Here is a 17,718-nt window from a genome sequence, read left to right on the forward strand (position 1 = left end):
TCAATAAAACTAAATTATGTTTAATAACAAAAAGCAAATCATATTACTGTTTTTATCTTTGATAACAACCGTAATGTTATTTTCTCAAGAAAGAGATCAAGACACTATAAATACAGATGTTATAGATGTTATAAAGCCATATACACCAACCGTTTCGGATGCATTTAAAGTAAAAGAAACACCAACGTTAGATGATACCGAAACTGGTGCAAAAAAAGAAGTGCAATACAATATTTTTTCGTTTCCTGTAGCATCTACATTTACACCAGCAAAAGGTAAAGCAGCAGTTGTTGACAAAGCAAAAAAAGTGAAATTATACGATAACTATGCTAGTTTAGGTGTTGGGACTTACACAACTATTGTTGGAGAAGTGTTTTTAAATCATGCAATTGGTCGTGATCAGTCTGTAAGTGCTCATATTGCACATCAATCGTCTCAAGGCGATGTGGAAGATGTGTTGACAGATAGTGGTTTTTCAGATTCTAAATTAAATTTAAGCTATACTAATAGAAATAGAGATTTTACTTGGACAGCTTTAGGTGGATTTCAATATCAAACTTACAATTGGTACGGTTTACAACAACCAATTTTTGATCAAACAACAGCAGATGGATTGGACGTTGGTCATTCTTTTTACACTGCGCATGTTGGTGGCGATATTAATTTTGAAGATGCAATTGTTAATGATGGAAGTGTGTTGTTTAGACGATTTGGAGACGATTATAGTTCTGGAGAAAATAGATTTAAAGCCGATGTAAACGGAACAGTGACCATTCAAGATTTAGATATAAATACAGGAGTTTTTATAGATTATTTAAGCGGAAGTTTTGACCGTGATTACTACTCGCCAACCGAATTAAACTATGGTAATTTTCAAGTGGGAATCAATCCAAAATTACAACTCAAACAAGACGATTTAACAGTGGATTTAGGTTTAAAAGCGGTTTATTTTAATAATACAGAAGCTAGTGATAGTAAGTTTTTTGTCTATCCAGATATTGCAGCAAGTTATAAATTAGTAGATGAAATTTTAATCGTTTTTGCAGGAGTAAAAGGAGGGTTAATACAAAATAACTATCATGATTTTGCACAAGAGAATCCGTTTGTGTCACCAAATTTATTTATTGTTCCTACAGATCAACAATACAATGCATTTGGAGGATTAAGAGGAAAATTATCTAGCAATACAAGTTATACGATTAGCGGAAGATACCAAGCCGAAAAAAACAAAGCTTTATTTATAAATAATGATGTGTTGGCAACAGAACAACCATATACTTACGGAAATTCTTTTGGTGTAACTTATGATAATGTAAACACGTTTAGTGTTGCAGGTGAAGTAAATGTAGACGTAAATAGAAACTTTACCTTAGGATTAAAAGCCGAATATTTTACGTATGATGTTAAAAATGAAGAAGAAGCATGGAATCTGCCAGATATTGAAGCGTCTTTATTTTTAGATTATCAAATAGACGAACATTGGTTTGCAGGCGCTAACTTATTTTATGTTGGAGAGCGTAAAGATTTATTATTTGTGCCAAGTCTATTAGCTCCACCAACAAATCAAGTAGTAACTTTAGATAGTTATTTTGATGCTAATGCACATGTGGGTTATCACATTACCGATAGATGGTCTGCATTTTTAAAGGCAAATAATATTGCTTCTCAAAACTACAATAAGTGGCAAAACACGCCAGTACAAGGTATTCAGATCTTAGCTGGTGCGACTTATAAGTTTGATTTTAATTAGCATTGGCATAATAATTGTTAAATTTGAAATAACAATAAACCTTTAAAATGAAAAATATAATCACTCTTATTTGCTTTTTAGTAGTAGCAAATTTAGGTTTTGCACAAGTTGATGCCTATAGCGAAGACGTAAAAAAATGCATAAAAAGTAATGGTACCATTGCTTATTATGAAAATGTAGTAGATCAAATGTTTTCAATGTTAGAAGAGCAGTTTGAATCTCAAAACGTACCAGCAAAAGTTTGGACAGAAGTAAAAGCAGAAAAAACAGATGCAATGGATGAGTTAGCTCAAATGATAGTGTCTGCTTATCGCGCACATTTTACGCATGAAGATGTAAAAAATATGAATGCATTATATGCAACCAAGGCAGGACAAAACATGTTTAAACCAGAAGAGTTGTCTGAAGGCGATAAAGTAGTTTTAAAAGAATTTTATGCAAGCGAAACAGGACAGAAAATTGTAAACTCACAGGATTCTATGAATGCGTCCATGAGTAATATATCTGAGATGTGGAGTAAAGATTTATACCAAGGTGTAATTTCTAAATTATCAGAAAAAGGTTATAATCTTTAAGTGATTTTATGAAAGTTAATACTTTAACAATAGGGCTATTCCTTTTTTCAGTGGTTAGCTATGCTTGTAGTTGTAGTTACGGAACATTAAGTACTAAACTTAATAGTTTTGATAATATTTTTACAGCTAAAGTAGTTAAGGTGTTAGAGTATCATAGTAATTCTAAACAAGCAAAAAAGATAGAGGTTGAATTTTTAGAAAAAATAAATTTTAAGTACAATTCAAATATAATTTATTTCTCAGAACCAAGTGGGATTTGTCCAATACCAAACCCAAAAAAAGATTCAGAATGGCTTTTTTATATTAATATATCTGAAGAAAATAAATTAATTATCAGTGAATGTAATCCTTCAGTTAATTTAAAAAACAGGAGAGCTAAAGATGATTTAAGTAAATTGAAAATCTTAAACAATCTACGAAAGGAAAATTTAGAGTCTTTAAGTTTTTATGAAAGTAATCTGTCTTTTTTTCAGTCAGATTTTAGTCGATCAAAATATTATGAGTTTGATAATGATTATGGTCTATATGAAGTTGTTTTTGACAATAATCTTTCAAGTGTAAACAAGATAACAGTAAAAAAAGGACTAGGCGATAAATTTGATGAAAAAATAATGAGTTATTTTAAAAATAGGTTTAATTTAAAATTAAGAAGTAATGTGAAGTCTTTAGTTGATGATAATTTTAAATTAAGAGTTTTAGTATGGAAGACTAAATAAAAATTTTAGCCAAATAATCATAATGCTCGCCTTCAGCGAGCATTTCGCATTTTAAACCAACAGCTTTGCATGCGGTATCTAATAAATTAAAGTCTAGGTAAAGCCACTTCATTGGTGTTTCTTTTTCACCTTTATAAGAAATGTAATAATCTAATTCGCCATAATAATTAGCATTCATATCGTGCCAAAATCCGCCATCTTCATCTAAGTACATATATTTTATATCACTAGAATCAATTAAAATTTGTCCGTTTTTATTTAAAATAGATTTTAAGTGTAATAGGTATTTTGACACTTGATTTAAGGTTTGAAAAATACCAGTGCCATTCATAAGTAAAAGAATAGTATCAAAAGTTTCGGTTTCATCTAAAATAGATTTGTGTTCAATATTTAAAACGCCTCTTTGTTTTGCGACTTTTACAGCGCTTTCAGAGATATCTATTGCTTTAACTTCAATATCTTTTTGTTGTAAATACAAACTATGGCTACCTGCGCCACAACCAACATCAAGCGTTTTACCTTTTGCTAATTTTAGTGCTTTTTGCTCTAGTTTAGGCATGTCTTTAAAACCTCTGAATAAATAAGGAAGTGGTAACTCATCTTCATCAGAAATGTTTGTTGAGGTTATAATGTCTTCGGTGTAGTTACCGTTATAATAATCTAATAAAGCTTTTCCAAAAAGGTCTTTCATTTAGTTTTAATTTTCATTTCCGCGAAAGCGAAAACATAGTGGTAAAATAGTATTTTTGCAGCATGCAAGAGTTTATAAATAACCTTCCAAAGCTTGCCAAAGATAAGCATAAGGAAAACAAAACCTTTTTTACAAAGTTAAAAAAGAAGCCACCAAAACAATTAGATTATATCATGCAAGAGTTGCATGAAGAAGAATTTGAACGTACAGATTGTTTAGAATGTGCTAATTGTTGTAAAACAACAGGTCCATTATTTACCAATAAGGATGTAGAGCGTATTGCTAAGTATTTTAAAATGAAACCACAACAATTTATCGACACGTATTTGCGTATTGATGAAGATAATGATTACGTCTTACAAAGTGTACCATGTACATTTTTAGGTGCCGATAATTATTGTTCTATTTATGATGTTAGACCCAAAGCTTGTGCCGAGTTTCCGCATACGGATAGAAAAAAGTTTCAGCAAATATCAAATTTAACAATGAAAAATGTAGCCATTTGTCCTGCAGCTTATAATATAGTTGAAGCTATGAAAAAACGTATTAATCTATAACATTTGGTTTGGTTTTTGTGCATTAATGGTCTAAATTTAATTCTATGAAAAAAAGTGTATTTGCTTTACTATTATGTGTTTTTGTAACTAGTTTTTCTTGGTCGCAAGAATGGTTAACCTCTTTTAAATTTGCTAAAAGATTGGCTTTAATGGAAGATAAGATGATTTTGGCAGTTTGGGAAAACTCTGCAAGTTATGCTTATCCTGTTTTGATAGAAGACAATAAAGGTATTAAGTACGAGGTCAAGCTATTTGAAGATGAAAACGCAAACAAATTAGTTTGGGAATATTTTGTGCCAGTCATAATTAGTGAGAGTAATTATGATCAATTAGCAGAAGATTACTTAAAGGATAAAAGTTACCAATATAAAGAACGTTTTAATGATGACTTTTTAAAAGTCATGGATCCAAATGGAAATATAATTAATACTAAAGCTTTAGACGAATACGGTATTTTAAACCTTACTAGACTGATTAGAAGCTATGCGTTAAACTTATCATTTTTAAAATCTGAAATGACAGGTTATTTTGAAAACAAGTCATTTTCGTCTGCATTTAGACTCGCAGTTAAATATTTAGATTTTGCAACTTATGCTAAAGACGACGTTAAAAAAGAGATTGTTAATTTATCTGATATTTATATGAATGAAGCTAAGACATTGTTAGAAAAAAGTAATTTTGATAATAAATCTGCTTTAACTCAAAAAATAGAATTATTAGATTTAAATAAAGATTTAATCTTAGGTAGACATCGTAAAGTTTACCGTGCTTTAAAAAAGACAAATGAGACTAGTATAGATAAAATTAATAAATCACTATATGCCTTTTTACAATATGCTTCATTAAAAGGGATAGGTAAAATAGAAGAATCCTTAAAATGGCAAGGTCAAGTCACTCAAAATGATTTGAATAAAATAAAGTTTATTACAAAATAAACTTTATTTCATATCTTGTAGTTGGTTATGGAAACTATTTTAAGCTACTTTGAGGCAATACCGTCAACACACAGAAGTGCGTTGTTAATTGGAGGTATTACGCTATTTTGGATATTAGAAGGTATGTTGCCACTTTTTAATTTTAAATACAAAAAATGGAAGCATGCATTGCCTAACCTATTCTTTACACTTACTACTGTAATTATTAATTTTACACTAGCTGGTTTGTTAATTTTTACTTCCTTTTGGGTGAAAGAAAATAACTTTGGGATTATTAATTGGCTACCAGAAATGCCTTTATGGTTATATGCGCTATTAGGAGTTTTATTTTTAGACTTTTTTGGAGCTTACTTAGCACATTATGTAGAGCATAAAGTAAAACCACTTTGGATGGTACACCTTGTACATCATTCTGATCATAATGTAGATACAACTACAGCAAATAGACATCATCCAATAGAAAGTATTATAAGATTTGCATTTACACTTGCAGGTGTGTTTATAGTTGGTACGCCAATAGCAATTGTGTTTTTGTATCAGTCAATGTCACTTGTTGCTACGCAGTTTACACATGCTAATATCAAAATGTCTAAGCGTGTAGATAAATTAATTAGTTACGTGTTTATTTCACCAGATATGCACAAAATTCACCATCATTATAAATTACCATATACAGATTCTAACTACGGTAATATTTTTTCTATTTGGGATAGACTTTTTGGTACTTATATGTACATGAACAGAGAAGATATTGTTTATGGTGTAGATACTTTTCCTAATGAAAAAGAAAATGGTAGTCTAATTCATCTTTTAAAACAACCTTTTCATAAATATAGAAAGCCAACAACAGATTAGTTTTGTATAAATTTCAATCATTTTATTGTTTTGTTGATTTTATCCTAATAAATTAAATAAAACATTACATTTTTATTCGTTTTGTATTAAGTTTAATACATAAATTATTGATTATCAGTTAAATTGGTTATTGGTCGAGTATTTTATGCTTTTTGGCTAATTTCTCATAAATTTAATATTGATACCAACTTAGTAAGTTTTTTTCGATATACATTTGACTTCCCTTAGAAATTGATTTTTAGCATTACGTTAAAAATATAAAGATGAAATACCTACAAAAAACATTACTATTCGCAGCTTTATTTGCGCTGACTTTTTCTGTAACTGCGCAAGAAAAATTTACGCTTATTCATAAAAATAAAAATAGCTCTGCTTTAGGTTTAAAACATGATTTAAACAAAGTAGGAGATACTATTTTGATGACAAGTGATAAATCAATTCTAAGAGTAAGCTTTTTAAGTCATGCTCAAAAAGAGACCGTTATGGTAGATTTAGATAATAAAAGCGCTATAATACCATTGCACCACTTAGCAAAAGGAAGGTATACTATTGCTGTGTATAGAGAAGACATGATTATTGCTTTTGATATTGTAAGGCAAAAAGAAATTTTAGCTGTAGACAATTCTGTTACAGATTTAGAAGAAAGTATCTTACGATCTAGCTTATCTCAAGAAGAACAAGAAAAAAGATTCATAAAGCCTTTATCAAAAAACACTAATAAAGATACGCGTTTAGCAAGTAGTAATAATATAAATACTAAAAATCAGCTATCAGATAAAGAAATTTCTGAACGTGATAGAATAAAAAAAGAAAGAGAAGCGCTTTTAGAAAAAGAAAGAGCAATAGCTAAAGCAAATCTTATAAAATTACAAGAAGAAAGAGCTGCAAAACAAAAGAAAGAAGAAGTAGCAATAGCAGAAGCTAAAAAGGAAGAAGAATTAGCAAAGCAAATAGCTTTAAAACATCAAGAAGAATTAAAGCTAGCTGAAGAGAACCGAAAAAAGCTAAAAGAAGAAGCTGAAAAGAAAAGAATTGCAGAAGCAAGACAAAAAGAAGAAGAAGCAAAAAGAGCAGAAATAGAAGCGTCTAAAAGAGTAATGTTAGCTCAGTTAGAAAAAAATAAAAAAGATAAAGCTAATTCTGAAAAAGAATTAGCTAGTAATACAGTAAAATCAAAAAAAGTAAAATATAATTTGACTCTTGTTAATGATAAATCTGTAGATGTTCAAACTAGAGAAGAGTATCGTAAAGAAAACTTAAGGCCAAACGGTAAACCTTATAACGATTAATTATAAATTAAATATGTTTTTCGTTTTGTCAAATAATCTTCTAAGCCACTTTGCCAAGTGGCTTTTATTTTGTCTTCAGTCCAACCTGCTTTAATTTGTTCTTGTAGTTTGTTAGTTCCTGCTAACTTGTCTATAAAATTATTTTTTAAGAAAAAGCTTTCTTTGTTTGTAGTTGTATTATAAGCGTTTATAATAAAGCTTAAATCTATCTTGTCAAGTCTTTTGAGGCCTCTTAAATCGTAACCGTTACAAACCTTATTTTCATGCTTTGGGTATTTTGCGCCATCATTAGATTTTGGTATAAAAGTAAAGTCTGTTTTAGGTAAATCTGGTGATCCATAAATTTGAAATTGCATATCTGTACCACGACCAGCGCTAACATTAGTACCTTCAAAAAAACACAAACTAGGATAAAGATTAATTGCTTTTGCGTTTGGTAGGTTTGGAGATGGTTTAACAGGTAAATCATACTCTAAATCACGAGCGTAATTATCCATAGGTATAACTGTTAAGTCACATGTAATGTTGTTCTTTAACCAACCTTCTCCGTTTACCATTTTAGCATATTCGCCAATAGTTAATCCGTGTACAATAGGTACAGGATGCATACCAACAAAACTTTTATATTCTGGATCTAAAATAGGACCATCAACATAATGACCATTTGGGTTTGGTCGATCTAAAACAATCACTTTTATGTTGTTTTCAGCGCAAGCCTCCATAACATAGTGTAATGTAGAAATATAAGTGTAAAAACGAGCACCAACATCTTGTATGTCAAAAACAATAATATCAATGTCTTTTAATTGATTTGCGGTTGGCTTTTTGTTATTACCGTATAAAGAAATAATAGGTAAACCAGTTTTGGTATCAATACCGTCCTTAACAACTTCACCAGCATCTGCTTGACCTCTAAAACCATGTTCTGGCGCAAAAACAGTCGTCACATTTACACTCATGTAATCTTTAAGGTAATCAACTAAATGTTGTGTTACTTTTTTGCTTCCCATTGTACTTTCATCTACAACTGCGCGTTGTAAAAAAGTAATTTCAGAAGTTTGATTAGCAACAATTCCAACACGTTTCCCTTTTAATAATGGTAAATATAAATTAGTTTTATTAACTCCAAGTACTAAGGGTTTAGATGTCTCAGTTGTAGTGTCAGCTTTAGTTTTAATAACTGTTTTTTCTGCGTGAGTTAAACTTTTTTTTGTTTGATTACCACAGGCAAATAGTGTTAAAACAAATAATAAAACTGTATTTTTACACCAATTAAAAGAAAATATCATATTGAATCTCGAGTTTTTTATAGCTAAACGCATTATTGATAGTAAGGCGTATAAAAGTAGTATTTCGGCGCCAATTATAAAAATAGGAATTTTAGCCATAATCCTAGGTATGATTGTAATGTTAATTGCTATTGCTACTGGTATTGGCTTACAAAAAAAGATTAGAGAAAAAGTAGTTGCTTTTGAAGGTCATGCTGTTATAGAAAGATATGATAATAATAATTCTCAAGAAAGTCAGAACCCAATATCGACAACGCAAGATTTTTACCCTAAATTTTCTGCAGTTCCAGAGGTAACACATATACAAGCAACAGCAACAAAATCTGGTATAATTAGGTTGGAAGACGATTTTGAGTATGTTGTTTTAAAAGGCGTTGGTAAAGATTACGACTGGCAATATTTTGAAGAGTTTTTAGTAGAAGGAAAGTTGCCAGATTTTCCTAAAGAAAAATGGAATGACCAAATTCTAATTTCAGAATATTTAGCCAATAGATTACAGTTTAAAGTAGGTGATAAATTCAATACCTATTTCTTAAAAGAAGATACCTCAAGACCACCAAATATTGTAACTTTTGAAATTGTTGGTATATACAATTCAGGATTAAAAGAATTTGATCAACTATATGTTGTTGGCGATATTACACATATACAAAGACTCAATAAATGGGACAATAATCAAGTAGGACGTTTTGAGGTGTTTATCAAAGATTTTGACCAATTAGAAACTACCGGAAACGCTATAAGAGAAGAAGTGCCAACCTTACTCAATGCAGTAACCGTAGACCAAATGCATCCTGTAATTTTCGAGTGGATTTCCATTTTTGATAAAAACACATACGCCATTATAGGTATTATGATTTTAGTAGCAGGAATAAATATGATTACCGCATTACTAGTTCTAATTTTAGAGCGTACACAAATGATAGGTATTTTAAAAGCATTAGGAAGTAGTAACTTAAGCATCCGAAAAATATTTTTATACAACGCAACCTATTTAATTATAAAAGGATTATTTTGGGGAAATTTAATAGGTATTAGCCTATTGTTAATTCAAAAATATTTTGGTTTAATTCCGCTTGACCCAAAAACATATTACGTCTCTACTGTTCCAATTTATTTCAATATCGGGTACATTATCGCACTTAACATCGGTACTTTTGTATTATGTTTACTCATGTTAATTATCCCATCTGTAATAGTGTCAAAAATTTCACCGGTAAAAGCTATTCGTTTCGAGTAAATTTCAAATTTTTTTGGGCGTTACCACAAGGGTCGCGCTATCCGTTACTAGTTTTGGCTCGATGCGCGCCTCGCCAAAAGCTAACCACTACTATCGCTAACGCGGGTAAACACTATTGGTCGTTTTTTTAAATCAACGTAATGACTATTCGTTTAATTCTAAAACAATTCCGTACTTTTGCAACCGCAAAAAACATCAAATGAATTACGCAAACAACATATTAGAAACCATAGGTAACACACCGTTAGTAAAAATAAATAAGCTAACCGAAGCGTTACCATGTTTAGTCCTTTCAAAATACGAAACCTTTAATCCAGGCAACTCGGTAAAAGATCGTATGGCGCTAAAAATGATAGAAGATGCAGAAGCAGACGGACGCTTAAAACCAGGTGGAACTATTATAGAAGGTACTTCTGGTAATACAGGTATGGGATTAGCATTAGCTGCAATCGTAAAAGGATACAAATGTATTTTTGTAATGGCAGATAAGCAAAGTAAAGAAAAGGTAGATATCTTAAAAGCTGTAGGAGCAGAAGTTGTAGTTTGTCCAACTGCTGTAGAACCAGATGATCCACGTTCTTACTATTCTGTATCAAAACGATTAAGTACAGAGATAGAAAATAGTTGGTACGTTAACCAATATGATAATCCAAGTAATGCAAAAGCACATTACGAAAGTACAGGTCCAGAAATCTGGCAACAAACCGAAGGTAAAGTAACACACTTTGTTGTTGGTGTTGGTACAGGCGGTACTATTTCTGGAGTTGGAAAATATTTAAAAGAACAAAATCCAAATGTTAAAGTTTGGGGAGTAGATACCTACGGAAGCGTTTTTAAAAAATATCACGAAACAGGTGTTTTTGATGAAAACGAAATTTACCCTTATGTAACAGAAGGTATTGGTGAAGATATTTTACCAGAAAATGTAGATTTTAGCATTATCGATGGATTTACAAAAGTAACCGATAAAGATGCAGCAGTTTATACACAAAGACTAGCCAAAGAAGAAGGTATGTTTTTAGGTAATAGTGCAGGAGCTGCAATAAAAGGTGTATTACAATTAAAAGAACATTTTAAACCAGAAGATGTAGTTGTAGTTTTATTTCATGATCACGGAAGTAGATATGTTGGTAAAATGTTTAATGACGATTGGATGCGCGAAAAAGGTTATATTGAATAAAACCATTCCTGCTAAAGCAGAAATCTCCTTAAATAAAATTATCCAAGGTCATTTCCACTAAAAGGAGAAATTACAATAACATAGTTACGAATTGGATAACTCTCTTTCGTTCGATAAGATAAAAAAACTCACAGCTAACCACTGTGAGTTTTTTTATGAAAATATTTTAAGTATTGACAATTAATTCAATACTTAAAATAAATTCGTATTTTCAAAGCATGCAAGAAGACTTTTTACACTACCTCTGGAAATACAAAAAGTTTGAGTCAACTAATCTTCAAACTACTAATGGTGAAGCAGTATCTATCAAAAGTTTAGGGACACATAACCATAATGCTGGACCAGACTTTTTTAATGCACAAATAACAATAGGTGATCAACTTTGGGCAGGAAATGTAGAAATCCATATAAAATCTAGCGACTGGTTTGTACATAACCACGAGGTAGATTTAAACTATGATAATGTTATTTTACATGTAGTTTGGCAACATGATACAGATGTGTTTAGAAAAGATAATACAGCCATACCTTCTTTAGAGCTTAAAAAGTACGTGCATTTATCTGCATTAAATAATTATCAAAAATTATTTAATAATAAATCTACTTGGATTAATTGCGAAAATGAAATAAATCAAATATCAGATTTTATATTTAACAACTGGTTAGAACGTTTGTTTTTTGAGCGTTTAGAGCAAAAAGCAAAGGTTATAAATGTTGTTTTAGAACAATCTAAAAATAATTGGGAAGCAGTATTATTTAAACTTTTAGCTAAAAATTTTGGTCTAAAAATTAACGGAGAAGCCTTTTTAAGTGTAGCTAATAGTTTTGATTTTTCGGTAGTGATGAAGCAGCAAAACAGTTTTCAAAACTTAGAAGCTTTATTTTTTGGACAAGCAGGTTTGTTAGAAAAAGATGTACAAGACGCTTACTTTTTAAAGTTGAAGAAAGATTATCAGTTTTTATCTCAAAAGTTTGGGTTAAAAAATGCAAATGTTTTACCAATGCAGTTTTTTAGGTTGCGTCCACCTAATTTTCCGACAATTCGTTGGTCGCAATTAGCTAATTTGTATGCACAGCACAAAAATTTATTTTCAAAAATTATAGACTGTAAAACTAAAGAAGATATTTATGATATTTTTAAAGTAAGCACTTCAGAATATTGGGATACGCATTATACATTTGGAAAAGTTTCAAAAAAAGTCAGCAAAAAAATCAGTACTTCTTTTATAGATTTACTTATCATAAATACGATTGTTCCGCTTAAATTTTGCTACGCGAAACAACAAGGAAAAGATATAGATGAAAAGTTGACACAATTATTATCTCAAGTTTCAGCAGAAAAAAATAGTATTATCGATAAATTTGATTCGTTAAATGTAAAAGCAACTTCAGCATTACATAGTCAAGCATTACTTCAGCTTAAAAATGAATATTGTAATAAAAATAAATGTTTACAATGCGCAGTAGGTAATACTTTATTAACCAACTAACTTATATTACAATCATAAGTAATTGTTAAAAATAAATATAGAAACAAAGCTTAAAATTAATTAACTTGCGGTATGCAAATATCTTACAAGCCATTATTATATTTTCAAAAAAGAGGTTATCATGTTTGTCAACGTATCGCAGACCGATTAGGTATTCGCGCTAAGGTAGTACGAACTAGTTTTATGTACTTAGCTTTTGTAACTCTAGGTTTTGGGTTTGCATTGTATTTATTCTTAGCGTTTTGGATGCGCGTAAAAGATCTTATTTATACCAAAAGGACTTCAGTCTTTGACCTATAAAAAATTATGACTAACCCAATTATTCAGCTTTTTAGATCAAAAGTTTATACAGCAGTTTTACTATTAGTAATATTATTAATAGTCGGTGTTTTAGGGTTTAAATTCATGTCAGATTATAGTTGGGTAGATGCAATGTACATGACGGTAATTACTATTACCACCGTAGGTTTTGGAGAAGTACAACCTTTAGATGATGTATCAAAAATATTCACAATGTTTTTAATTTTAACAAGTGTGATTATTGTTGGATATGCTATTACTGTTATTACCGAATATATTTTAAGCCGAAATAATATTGAAGAATTAAAACAAAAGAAAATGCAGAAAAAAATTGATGCACTGTCTAATCATATTATTATTTGTGGTTATGGACGAAACGGAAAACAAGCTGCAACTAAATTGCTAGCTTACAATAAACCTTTTGTTATTATAGAAAAAGATAAAGACATAATAGACAAGTTTCAAGACGAAAATATGTCTTTTATTTTAGGTAATGCTAATGAAGATGAGGTTTTGCATCAAGCAGGTATAGATCGTGCTAGTACGTTAATATCAGCACTGCCAAACGATGCCGATAATTTATTTGTAGTACTATCTGCTAGACAAATAAAAAAAGACTTACATATAATTAGTCGTGCATCTCAAGAGACATCTTATGAAAAATTAAAATTGGCAGGAGCTAACAATGTAATCTTGCCAGACAGAATAGGAGGAGATCATATGGCGTCTTTAGTTGTAGTTCCAGATTTAATAGAGTTTATAGATAATCTTGCTATTGTTGGAGAAACAAACATCAATATAGAAGAAATTAAAGCAGAAAAGCTTTATGATGTATCAAAACAAGCAAGAACAATAAAAGATTTAGACCTGCGTCACAAAACAGGTTGTACAGTAATAGGTTACAAAGGTGAGCATGGAGAGTATATTGTTAACCCAGAAGCAGACCAAAAGTTAATGCCAAACTCAAAAATAATAGTACTAGGAAGACCAGAACAAATCAACAAATTAAACACACTATACAAGCTAGATTAACTACTGATTTAACAGCATATGTTTTAAAAATTCATCATTTTTTTGCATATTGCTAACTTTAACTAAACTTATAACTAACAATTTAAAATAATTATGAAGAAATATCTTCTTTCAATTTTTACTTTGATTATACCAATAATCACATTTGCACAAGATAGTACTGCAGAAAAATTTGACGCTGTATTTAAAAAATATACAGGCTGGTTTGTAGAAGGCATATTTGCAGAAATACCTTTTACAGATGATATTCAAATTCCGTGGGTTTTATTTGTGCTAGTTGGAGGAGCATTATTCTTTACTATATATTTCAAATTTATCAATATTACTGGGTTTAAAACAGCAGTAAAAGTTGTTCAAGGTAAATACGAAGACATCGAAAAACATGGTGTAGATAAACTTTACGGAGATCAAACACCTGGAGGAAATGTTTTTGAAACAATAAAAGATGATGGGGCAGATGGAGAAGTATCTCACTTCCAAGCATTAACAGCAGCATTGTCTGCTACAGTAGGATTAGGTAATATTGCAGGTGTTGCAGTAGCCTTATCTATAGGTGGACCAGGAGCAACGTTTTGGATGATTGTTGCAGGTCTTTTAGGTATGGCTTCAAAATTTGCAGAATGTACATTAGGTGTAAAGTATAGAGACGTAGGAGAAGATGGAACTGTTTACGGTGGACCAATGTATTATTTATCTAAAGGTTTAAAAGAAAAAGGAGCTGGAGGCGTTGGTAAAGTATTAGCAGCAATTTTTGCAATTTTTGTTATCGGTGGATCTTTTGGAGGCGGTAATATGTTTCAAGCCAATCAAGCAGCAGCACAGTTTACAAAATTATTTGGTTTAACAGGTGATAATGCAGGTATGTATTTTGGTATTGTAATGGCAGCGCTAGTAGCGGTTGTTATTATTGGAGGAATTAAACGTATTGCCTCTGTTACAGAAAAAGTTGTTCCTTTTATGGCAGGTATTTACGTGTTAGCAGCATTAATAATTCTATTTGCCAACTTCACTTTAATAGATGATGCTTTTGCTTTAATCTTTGAAGGTGCATTTTCTGGATTAGGAATAGCAGGTGGTTTAATTGGTGTTATGATACAAGGTGTACGTCGTGGTGCATTTTCTAATGAAGCTGGAGTTGGTTCTGCAGCAATTGCACACTCGGCTGTACGTACAAAATATCCTGCAAGTGAAGGTATCGTTGCTTTATTAGAACCTTTTGTGGATACAGTAGTAATTTGTACAATGACAGCTTTAGTAATTATCATTACAAACTTTGGAGGCGATTCTTCTGCTATTAGTGGTACATTTATGCAATATGGTGTAGAGGTAAAAGAAGGTGTAGAGATTACAGCAACAGCATTTGATACGGTAATTCCTCACTTCTCGATTGTACTTACAATTGCGGTAATTTTATTTGCCTTTAGTACGATGATTTCTTGGTCTTATTATGGTATGCAAGGTTGGGCTTATCTTTTTGGAAAAGGAAAAATAACAGATTTAATCTATAAAATCTTATTTTTATTCTTTGTAGTTGTAGGTGCATCTATAAGTTTAGGAGCAGTAATAGACTTTTCTGATGCAATGATTTTTGCAATGGTAGTGCCAAATATTATTGGTGTAGTTATGCTATCACCATTAATTAGAAAAGAACTTAAAAAATACATGAATGCTATCAATAAAAAGGAAGACGCTTTAGAAGATGGAGCAACAGACTTGGTAGACGAAATGTAAAAAAATATATTAAAATGAATATCAAATCCCATTTCACGTTTTCTAATCAACAACGAAATGGGATTTTTTTATTGTTACTTCTTATTATAATTATTCAGTTGTTTATTTATTTTGGTTCTGAATATGTCTTTAAAACTGAAGTTGTTTCTACACAAAACAATAAGGAGTTAATTGCTTTTATCAATCAAATTGACTCATTAAAACAGGTTGAAGTTGAAAACCGTAAACCTAAAATTTATCCTTTTAATCCAAATTTTATAACTGATTATAAAGGTTACACTTTAGGAATGTCTCAAGATGAAATTAATAGGCTTTTAGAGTTTAGGAAACAGGATCAATGGATTAATTCTACAACACAATTTCAAAAAGTAACTAAAGTTTCAGATTCTTTATTAAATCAAATTTCTCCCTATTTTAAATTTCCAGATTGGATCACTAATCCAAAACCAAAAAAATATACGCAAAACTTTTCCGCGAAAGCGAAAGAAAAAACTTCAGAGCAAAAAATAGACATTAACATAGCAACCGCAAGTCAGCTTCAAAAAGTTTATGGTGTTGGAGAAGCACTTTCTGCAAGAATAATAAAGTACAGAACTAAAATAAATGGGTTTTATGACTTAGTAGAACTAACAGAAGTTTATGGTTTGTCACCAGAAGTTATAGACAATATTAAACAACATTTTGATATCAAAACACCAAGATTAGTAAATAAAATATCTCTTAATAAAGCAACACGAGACCAATTGGTAACTATAAAATATATAGACTATGAAGTAGCGTATAGTATAATAGAACAAAGAACACTTCGTGACGGCTTTTCTTCCTTAGAAGATTTGAAAAAAGTTAAAGGTTTTCCGCTTAAAAAATTTGATATAATTAAGTTATCTTTACAGCTCAATTAAAAAACTAACAAGCTATGGAGAGTATGTACTTCACTGAAGAGCATCAATTATTTAGAAACAGTTTACGCGATTTTTTACAAAAAGAAGTCGTGCCACATATCGAAAAATGGGAAAAAACAGGAACCATAGAGCGATTTATCTGGAATAAATTTGGCGAAATGGGCTTTTTAGGGATTAGTTATCCTGAAAAGTACGGCGGATTAGATTTAGATATTTTCTACATGATTATCCTTTTAGAAGAGTTACAACGTATAAACTCAGCAGGATTTGCAGCAGCTATTTGGGCGCACGCTTACCTAGCCATGACACACCTTAACGCAGAAGGAAGCGAAGCTATTAAAGAAAAATATCTATCTGCAAGTATTACAGGAGATATGATTGGTTGTTTATGTATTACAGAACCTTTTGGCGGAAGTGATGTAGCAGGAATGAGAACAACTGCTGTAAAAAAAGGAGATAATTATGTTATTAACGGTTCTAAGACCTTTATAACTAATGGAGTTTACAGCGATTATTTAATTGTTGCAGCAAAAACAAATCCTGAATTAGGCAATAAAGGTATTAGCATATTTTTAATAGACAGAGATACACCAGGTGTATCTGCTACCAAGTTAGATAAATTAGGTTGGAGAGCATCAGATACTGGAGAGATTGCGTTTGATAATGTAACCATTCCTGCATCAAATTTAATGGGTGAAGAAAATAAAGGCTTCCCATACATTATGCAGCACTTTGCTTTAGAGCGTTTAATTATGGGTGTAAATGCACATGCAAGAACACAGTATGCTTTAGAGTATACGTTAGAATACATGTCAAACCGTGAAGCATTTGGTAAGACAATAGATAGATTTCAAGTATTAAGACATAAAATTGCGGATCATTATACAGAATTAGAATTATGTAAGACGTTTAATTACAATATTGCTTTTAGATTAGATAAAGGAGAATATGTAGTTAAAGAAGCAACAATGTCTAAATTAAAATCCACTAAAGTTGCAGACGATGCTATTTATGATTGTTTACAGTTTTTAGGTGGTTATGGTTATATGGAAGAATATCCTTTAGCAAGATTGTTCCGTGATAGTCGTTTAGGACCAATTGGAGGTGGAACGTCTGAAATATTAAGAGAAATAATAGCTAAAATGGTTATAGACGGTAAAGACTATAAACCAGCTACAAAGTAAAA

The 17,718-nt window shown here is 30.8% G+C and carries 17 protein-coding genes; 15 read left to right on the forward strand and 2 right to left on the reverse strand.

Translation table 11 applies throughout. The features are described from left to right. Positions 1–16 precede the first annotated feature (16 nt). The 3 genes from ACEQT4_RS09560 to ACEQT4_RS09570 are packed head-to-tail and all read left to right on the forward strand — an operon-like array spanning position 17 to position 3,041. The gene (locus ACEQT4_RS09560) at positions 17–1,750 is read left to right on the forward strand and encodes a TonB-dependent receptor (protein WP_370227258.1); all 1,734 of its coding nucleotides are present in this window, start codon (positions 17–19) and stop codon (positions 1,748–1,750) included. Between the two features lie 47 nt (positions 1,751–1,797). Further along, positions 1,798–2,325 (forward strand): DUF2059 domain-containing protein, encoded by a 528-nt coding sequence (locus ACEQT4_RS09565; RefSeq protein WP_370227260.1) that lies wholly within the window; start codon positions 1,798–1,800, stop codon positions 2,323–2,325. A gap of 8 nt (positions 2,326–2,333) precedes the next feature. After that, a complete protein-coding gene (locus ACEQT4_RS09570) occupies positions 2,334–3,041 on the forward strand; it encodes a hypothetical protein (RefSeq protein ID WP_370227263.1) in 708 nt (235 codons plus the stop codon). Here ACEQT4_RS09570 and ACEQT4_RS09575 read toward each other — a convergent pair. Further along, complete coding sequence (locus tag ACEQT4_RS09575) at positions 3,034–3,732, reverse strand: class I SAM-dependent methyltransferase (RefSeq protein ID WP_370227266.1); 699 nt, start codon at positions 3,730–3,732, stop codon at positions 3,034–3,036. The two genes, ACEQT4_RS09570 and ACEQT4_RS09575, sit on opposite strands and share 8 nt — an antisense overlap. Before the next feature lie 62 nt (positions 3,733–3,794). Here ACEQT4_RS09575 and ACEQT4_RS09580 point away from each other — a divergent pair, with 62 nt between their 5' ends. From ACEQT4_RS09580 to ACEQT4_RS09595, 4 genes are all read left to right on the forward strand, one after another. Further along, on the forward strand, positions 3,795–4,289 hold the full coding sequence (locus ACEQT4_RS09580; RefSeq protein WP_027880434.1) for a YkgJ family cysteine cluster protein: 495 nt from the start codon (positions 3,795–3,797) through the stop codon (positions 4,287–4,289). Between the two features lie 44 nt (positions 4,290–4,333). Next, positions 4,334–5,224 (forward strand): hypothetical protein, encoded by an 891-nt coding sequence (locus ACEQT4_RS09585; protein WP_370227269.1) that lies wholly within the window; start codon positions 4,334–4,336, stop codon positions 5,222–5,224. 27 nt (positions 5,225–5,251) lie between these two features. Continuing rightward, on the forward strand, positions 5,252–6,079 hold the full coding sequence (locus ACEQT4_RS09590) for a sterol desaturase family protein (RefSeq protein ID WP_370227271.1): 828 nt from the start codon (positions 5,252–5,254) through the stop codon (positions 6,077–6,079). Positions 6,080–6,342: 263 nt separating this feature from the next. Continuing rightward, positions 6,343–7,368 carry a hypothetical protein gene (locus ACEQT4_RS09595; RefSeq protein WP_370227273.1) on the forward strand — a complete coding sequence of 342 codons (1,026 nt, stop codon included), beginning with the start codon at positions 6,343–6,345 and terminating at the stop codon, positions 7,366–7,368. Here the strand turns inward: ACEQT4_RS09595 and ACEQT4_RS09600 are convergent. After that, positions 7,365–8,657 (reverse strand): exo-beta-N-acetylmuramidase NamZ domain-containing protein, encoded by a 1,293-nt coding sequence (locus ACEQT4_RS09600; protein WP_370227276.1) that lies wholly within the window; start codon positions 8,655–8,657, stop codon positions 7,365–7,367. The two genes, ACEQT4_RS09595 and ACEQT4_RS09600, sit on opposite strands and share 4 nt — an antisense overlap. Before the next feature lies 1 nt (position 8,658). On the opposite strand from ACEQT4_RS09600, the gene ACEQT4_RS09605 reads away from it, so the two are divergent. The 8 genes from ACEQT4_RS09605 (at position 8,659) to ACEQT4_RS09640 (ending at position 17,716) form a co-directional block, all read left to right on the forward strand. After that, entirely contained in the window at positions 8,659–9,897 is a 1,239-nt protein-coding gene (locus ACEQT4_RS09605; RefSeq protein WP_370227279.1) for an ABC transporter permease, read from the forward strand. 199 nt (positions 9,898–10,096) lie between these two features. Continuing rightward, positions 10,097–11,077, forward strand: a complete 981-nt coding sequence (locus tag ACEQT4_RS09610) for a PLP-dependent cysteine synthase family protein (protein WP_370227282.1) — start codon at positions 10,097–10,099, stop codon at positions 11,075–11,077. 218 nt (positions 11,078–11,295) lie between these two features. Further along, the gene (locus tag ACEQT4_RS09615) at positions 11,296–12,567 is read left to right on the forward strand and encodes a DUF2851 family protein (protein ID WP_370227284.1); all 1,272 of its coding nucleotides are present in this window, start codon (positions 11,296–11,298) and stop codon (positions 12,565–12,567) included. 72 nt (positions 12,568–12,639) lie between these two features. Then, positions 12,640–12,867 (forward strand): PspC domain-containing protein, encoded by a 228-nt coding sequence (locus ACEQT4_RS09620; protein WP_027880442.1) that lies wholly within the window; start codon positions 12,640–12,642, stop codon positions 12,865–12,867. Positions 12,868–12,873: 6 nt separating this feature from the next. Then, positions 12,874–13,899 carry a TrkA family potassium uptake protein gene (locus ACEQT4_RS09625; RefSeq protein ID WP_027880443.1) on the forward strand — a complete coding sequence of 342 codons (1,026 nt, stop codon included), beginning with the start codon at positions 12,874–12,876 and terminating at the stop codon, positions 13,897–13,899. A gap of 93 nt (positions 13,900–13,992) precedes the next feature. Next, entirely contained in the window at positions 13,993–15,630 is a 1,638-nt protein-coding gene (locus ACEQT4_RS09630; RefSeq protein WP_370227287.1) for an alanine/glycine:cation symporter family protein, read from the forward strand. Between the two features lie 14 nt (positions 15,631–15,644). Further along, positions 15,645–16,532 (forward strand): ComEA family DNA-binding protein, encoded by an 888-nt coding sequence (locus ACEQT4_RS09635; protein WP_370227290.1) that lies wholly within the window; start codon positions 15,645–15,647, stop codon positions 16,530–16,532. A 14-nt stretch (positions 16,533–16,546) separates the two neighbouring features. Then, entirely contained in the window at positions 16,547–17,716 is a 1,170-nt protein-coding gene (locus ACEQT4_RS09640; RefSeq protein ID WP_370227292.1) for an acyl-CoA dehydrogenase family protein, read from the forward strand. Positions 17,717–17,718: the final 2 nt, after the last annotated feature.

It is taken from the genome of Mesoflavibacter sp. (assembly GCF_964226795.1).
GTDB classification, from domain to species: domain Bacteria; phylum Bacteroidota; class Bacteroidia; order Flavobacteriales; family Flavobacteriaceae; genus Mesoflavibacter; species Mesoflavibacter zeaxanthinifaciens.

What these genes read in the sequence shown, in the direction of transcription:
- ACEQT4_RS09560 (WP_370227258.1), top strand. Translation starts at nt 17, where the DNA reads ATGTTTAATAACAAAAAGCAAATCATATTACTGTTTTTATCTTTGATA.
- ACEQT4_RS09565 (WP_370227260.1), top strand. Translation starts at nt 1,798, where the DNA reads ATGAAAAATATAATCACTCTTATTTGCTTTTTAGTAGTAGCAAATTTA.
- ACEQT4_RS09570 (WP_370227263.1), top strand. Translation starts at nt 2,334, where the DNA reads ATGAAAGTTAATACTTTAACAATAGGGCTATTCCTTTTTTCAGTGGTT.
- ACEQT4_RS09575 (WP_370227266.1), bottom strand. Translation starts at nt 3,732, where the DNA reads ATGAAAGACCTTTTTGGAAAAGCTTTATTAGATTATTATAACGGTAAC.
- ACEQT4_RS09580 (WP_027880434.1), top strand. Translation starts at nt 3,795, where the DNA reads ATGCAAGAGTTTATAAATAACCTTCCAAAGCTTGCCAAAGATAAGCAT.
- ACEQT4_RS09585 (WP_370227269.1), top strand. Translation starts at nt 4,334, where the DNA reads ATGAAAAAAAGTGTATTTGCTTTACTATTATGTGTTTTTGTAACTAGT.
- ACEQT4_RS09590 (WP_370227271.1), top strand. Translation starts at nt 5,252, where the DNA reads ATGGAAACTATTTTAAGCTACTTTGAGGCAATACCGTCAACACACAGA.
- ACEQT4_RS09595 (WP_370227273.1), top strand. Translation starts at nt 6,343, where the DNA reads ATGAAATACCTACAAAAAACATTACTATTCGCAGCTTTATTTGCGCTG.
- ACEQT4_RS09600 (WP_370227276.1), bottom strand. Translation starts at nt 8,657, where the DNA reads ATGATATTTTCTTTTAATTGGTGTAAAAATACAGTTTTATTATTTGTT.
- ACEQT4_RS09610 (WP_370227282.1), top strand. Translation starts at nt 10,097, where the DNA reads ATGAATTACGCAAACAACATATTAGAAACCATAGGTAACACACCGTTA.
- ACEQT4_RS09615 (WP_370227284.1), top strand. Translation starts at nt 11,296, where the DNA reads ATGCAAGAAGACTTTTTACACTACCTCTGGAAATACAAAAAGTTTGAG.
- ACEQT4_RS09620 (WP_027880442.1), top strand. Translation starts at nt 12,640, where the DNA reads ATGCAAATATCTTACAAGCCATTATTATATTTTCAAAAAAGAGGTTAT.
- ACEQT4_RS09625 (WP_027880443.1), top strand. Translation starts at nt 12,874, where the DNA reads ATGACTAACCCAATTATTCAGCTTTTTAGATCAAAAGTTTATACAGCA.
- ACEQT4_RS09630 (WP_370227287.1), top strand. Translation starts at nt 13,993, where the DNA reads ATGAAGAAATATCTTCTTTCAATTTTTACTTTGATTATACCAATAATC.
- ACEQT4_RS09635 (WP_370227290.1), top strand. Translation starts at nt 15,645, where the DNA reads ATGAATATCAAATCCCATTTCACGTTTTCTAATCAACAACGAAATGGG.
- ACEQT4_RS09640 (WP_370227292.1), top strand. Translation starts at nt 16,547, where the DNA reads ATGGAGAGTATGTACTTCACTGAAGAGCATCAATTATTTAGAAACAGT.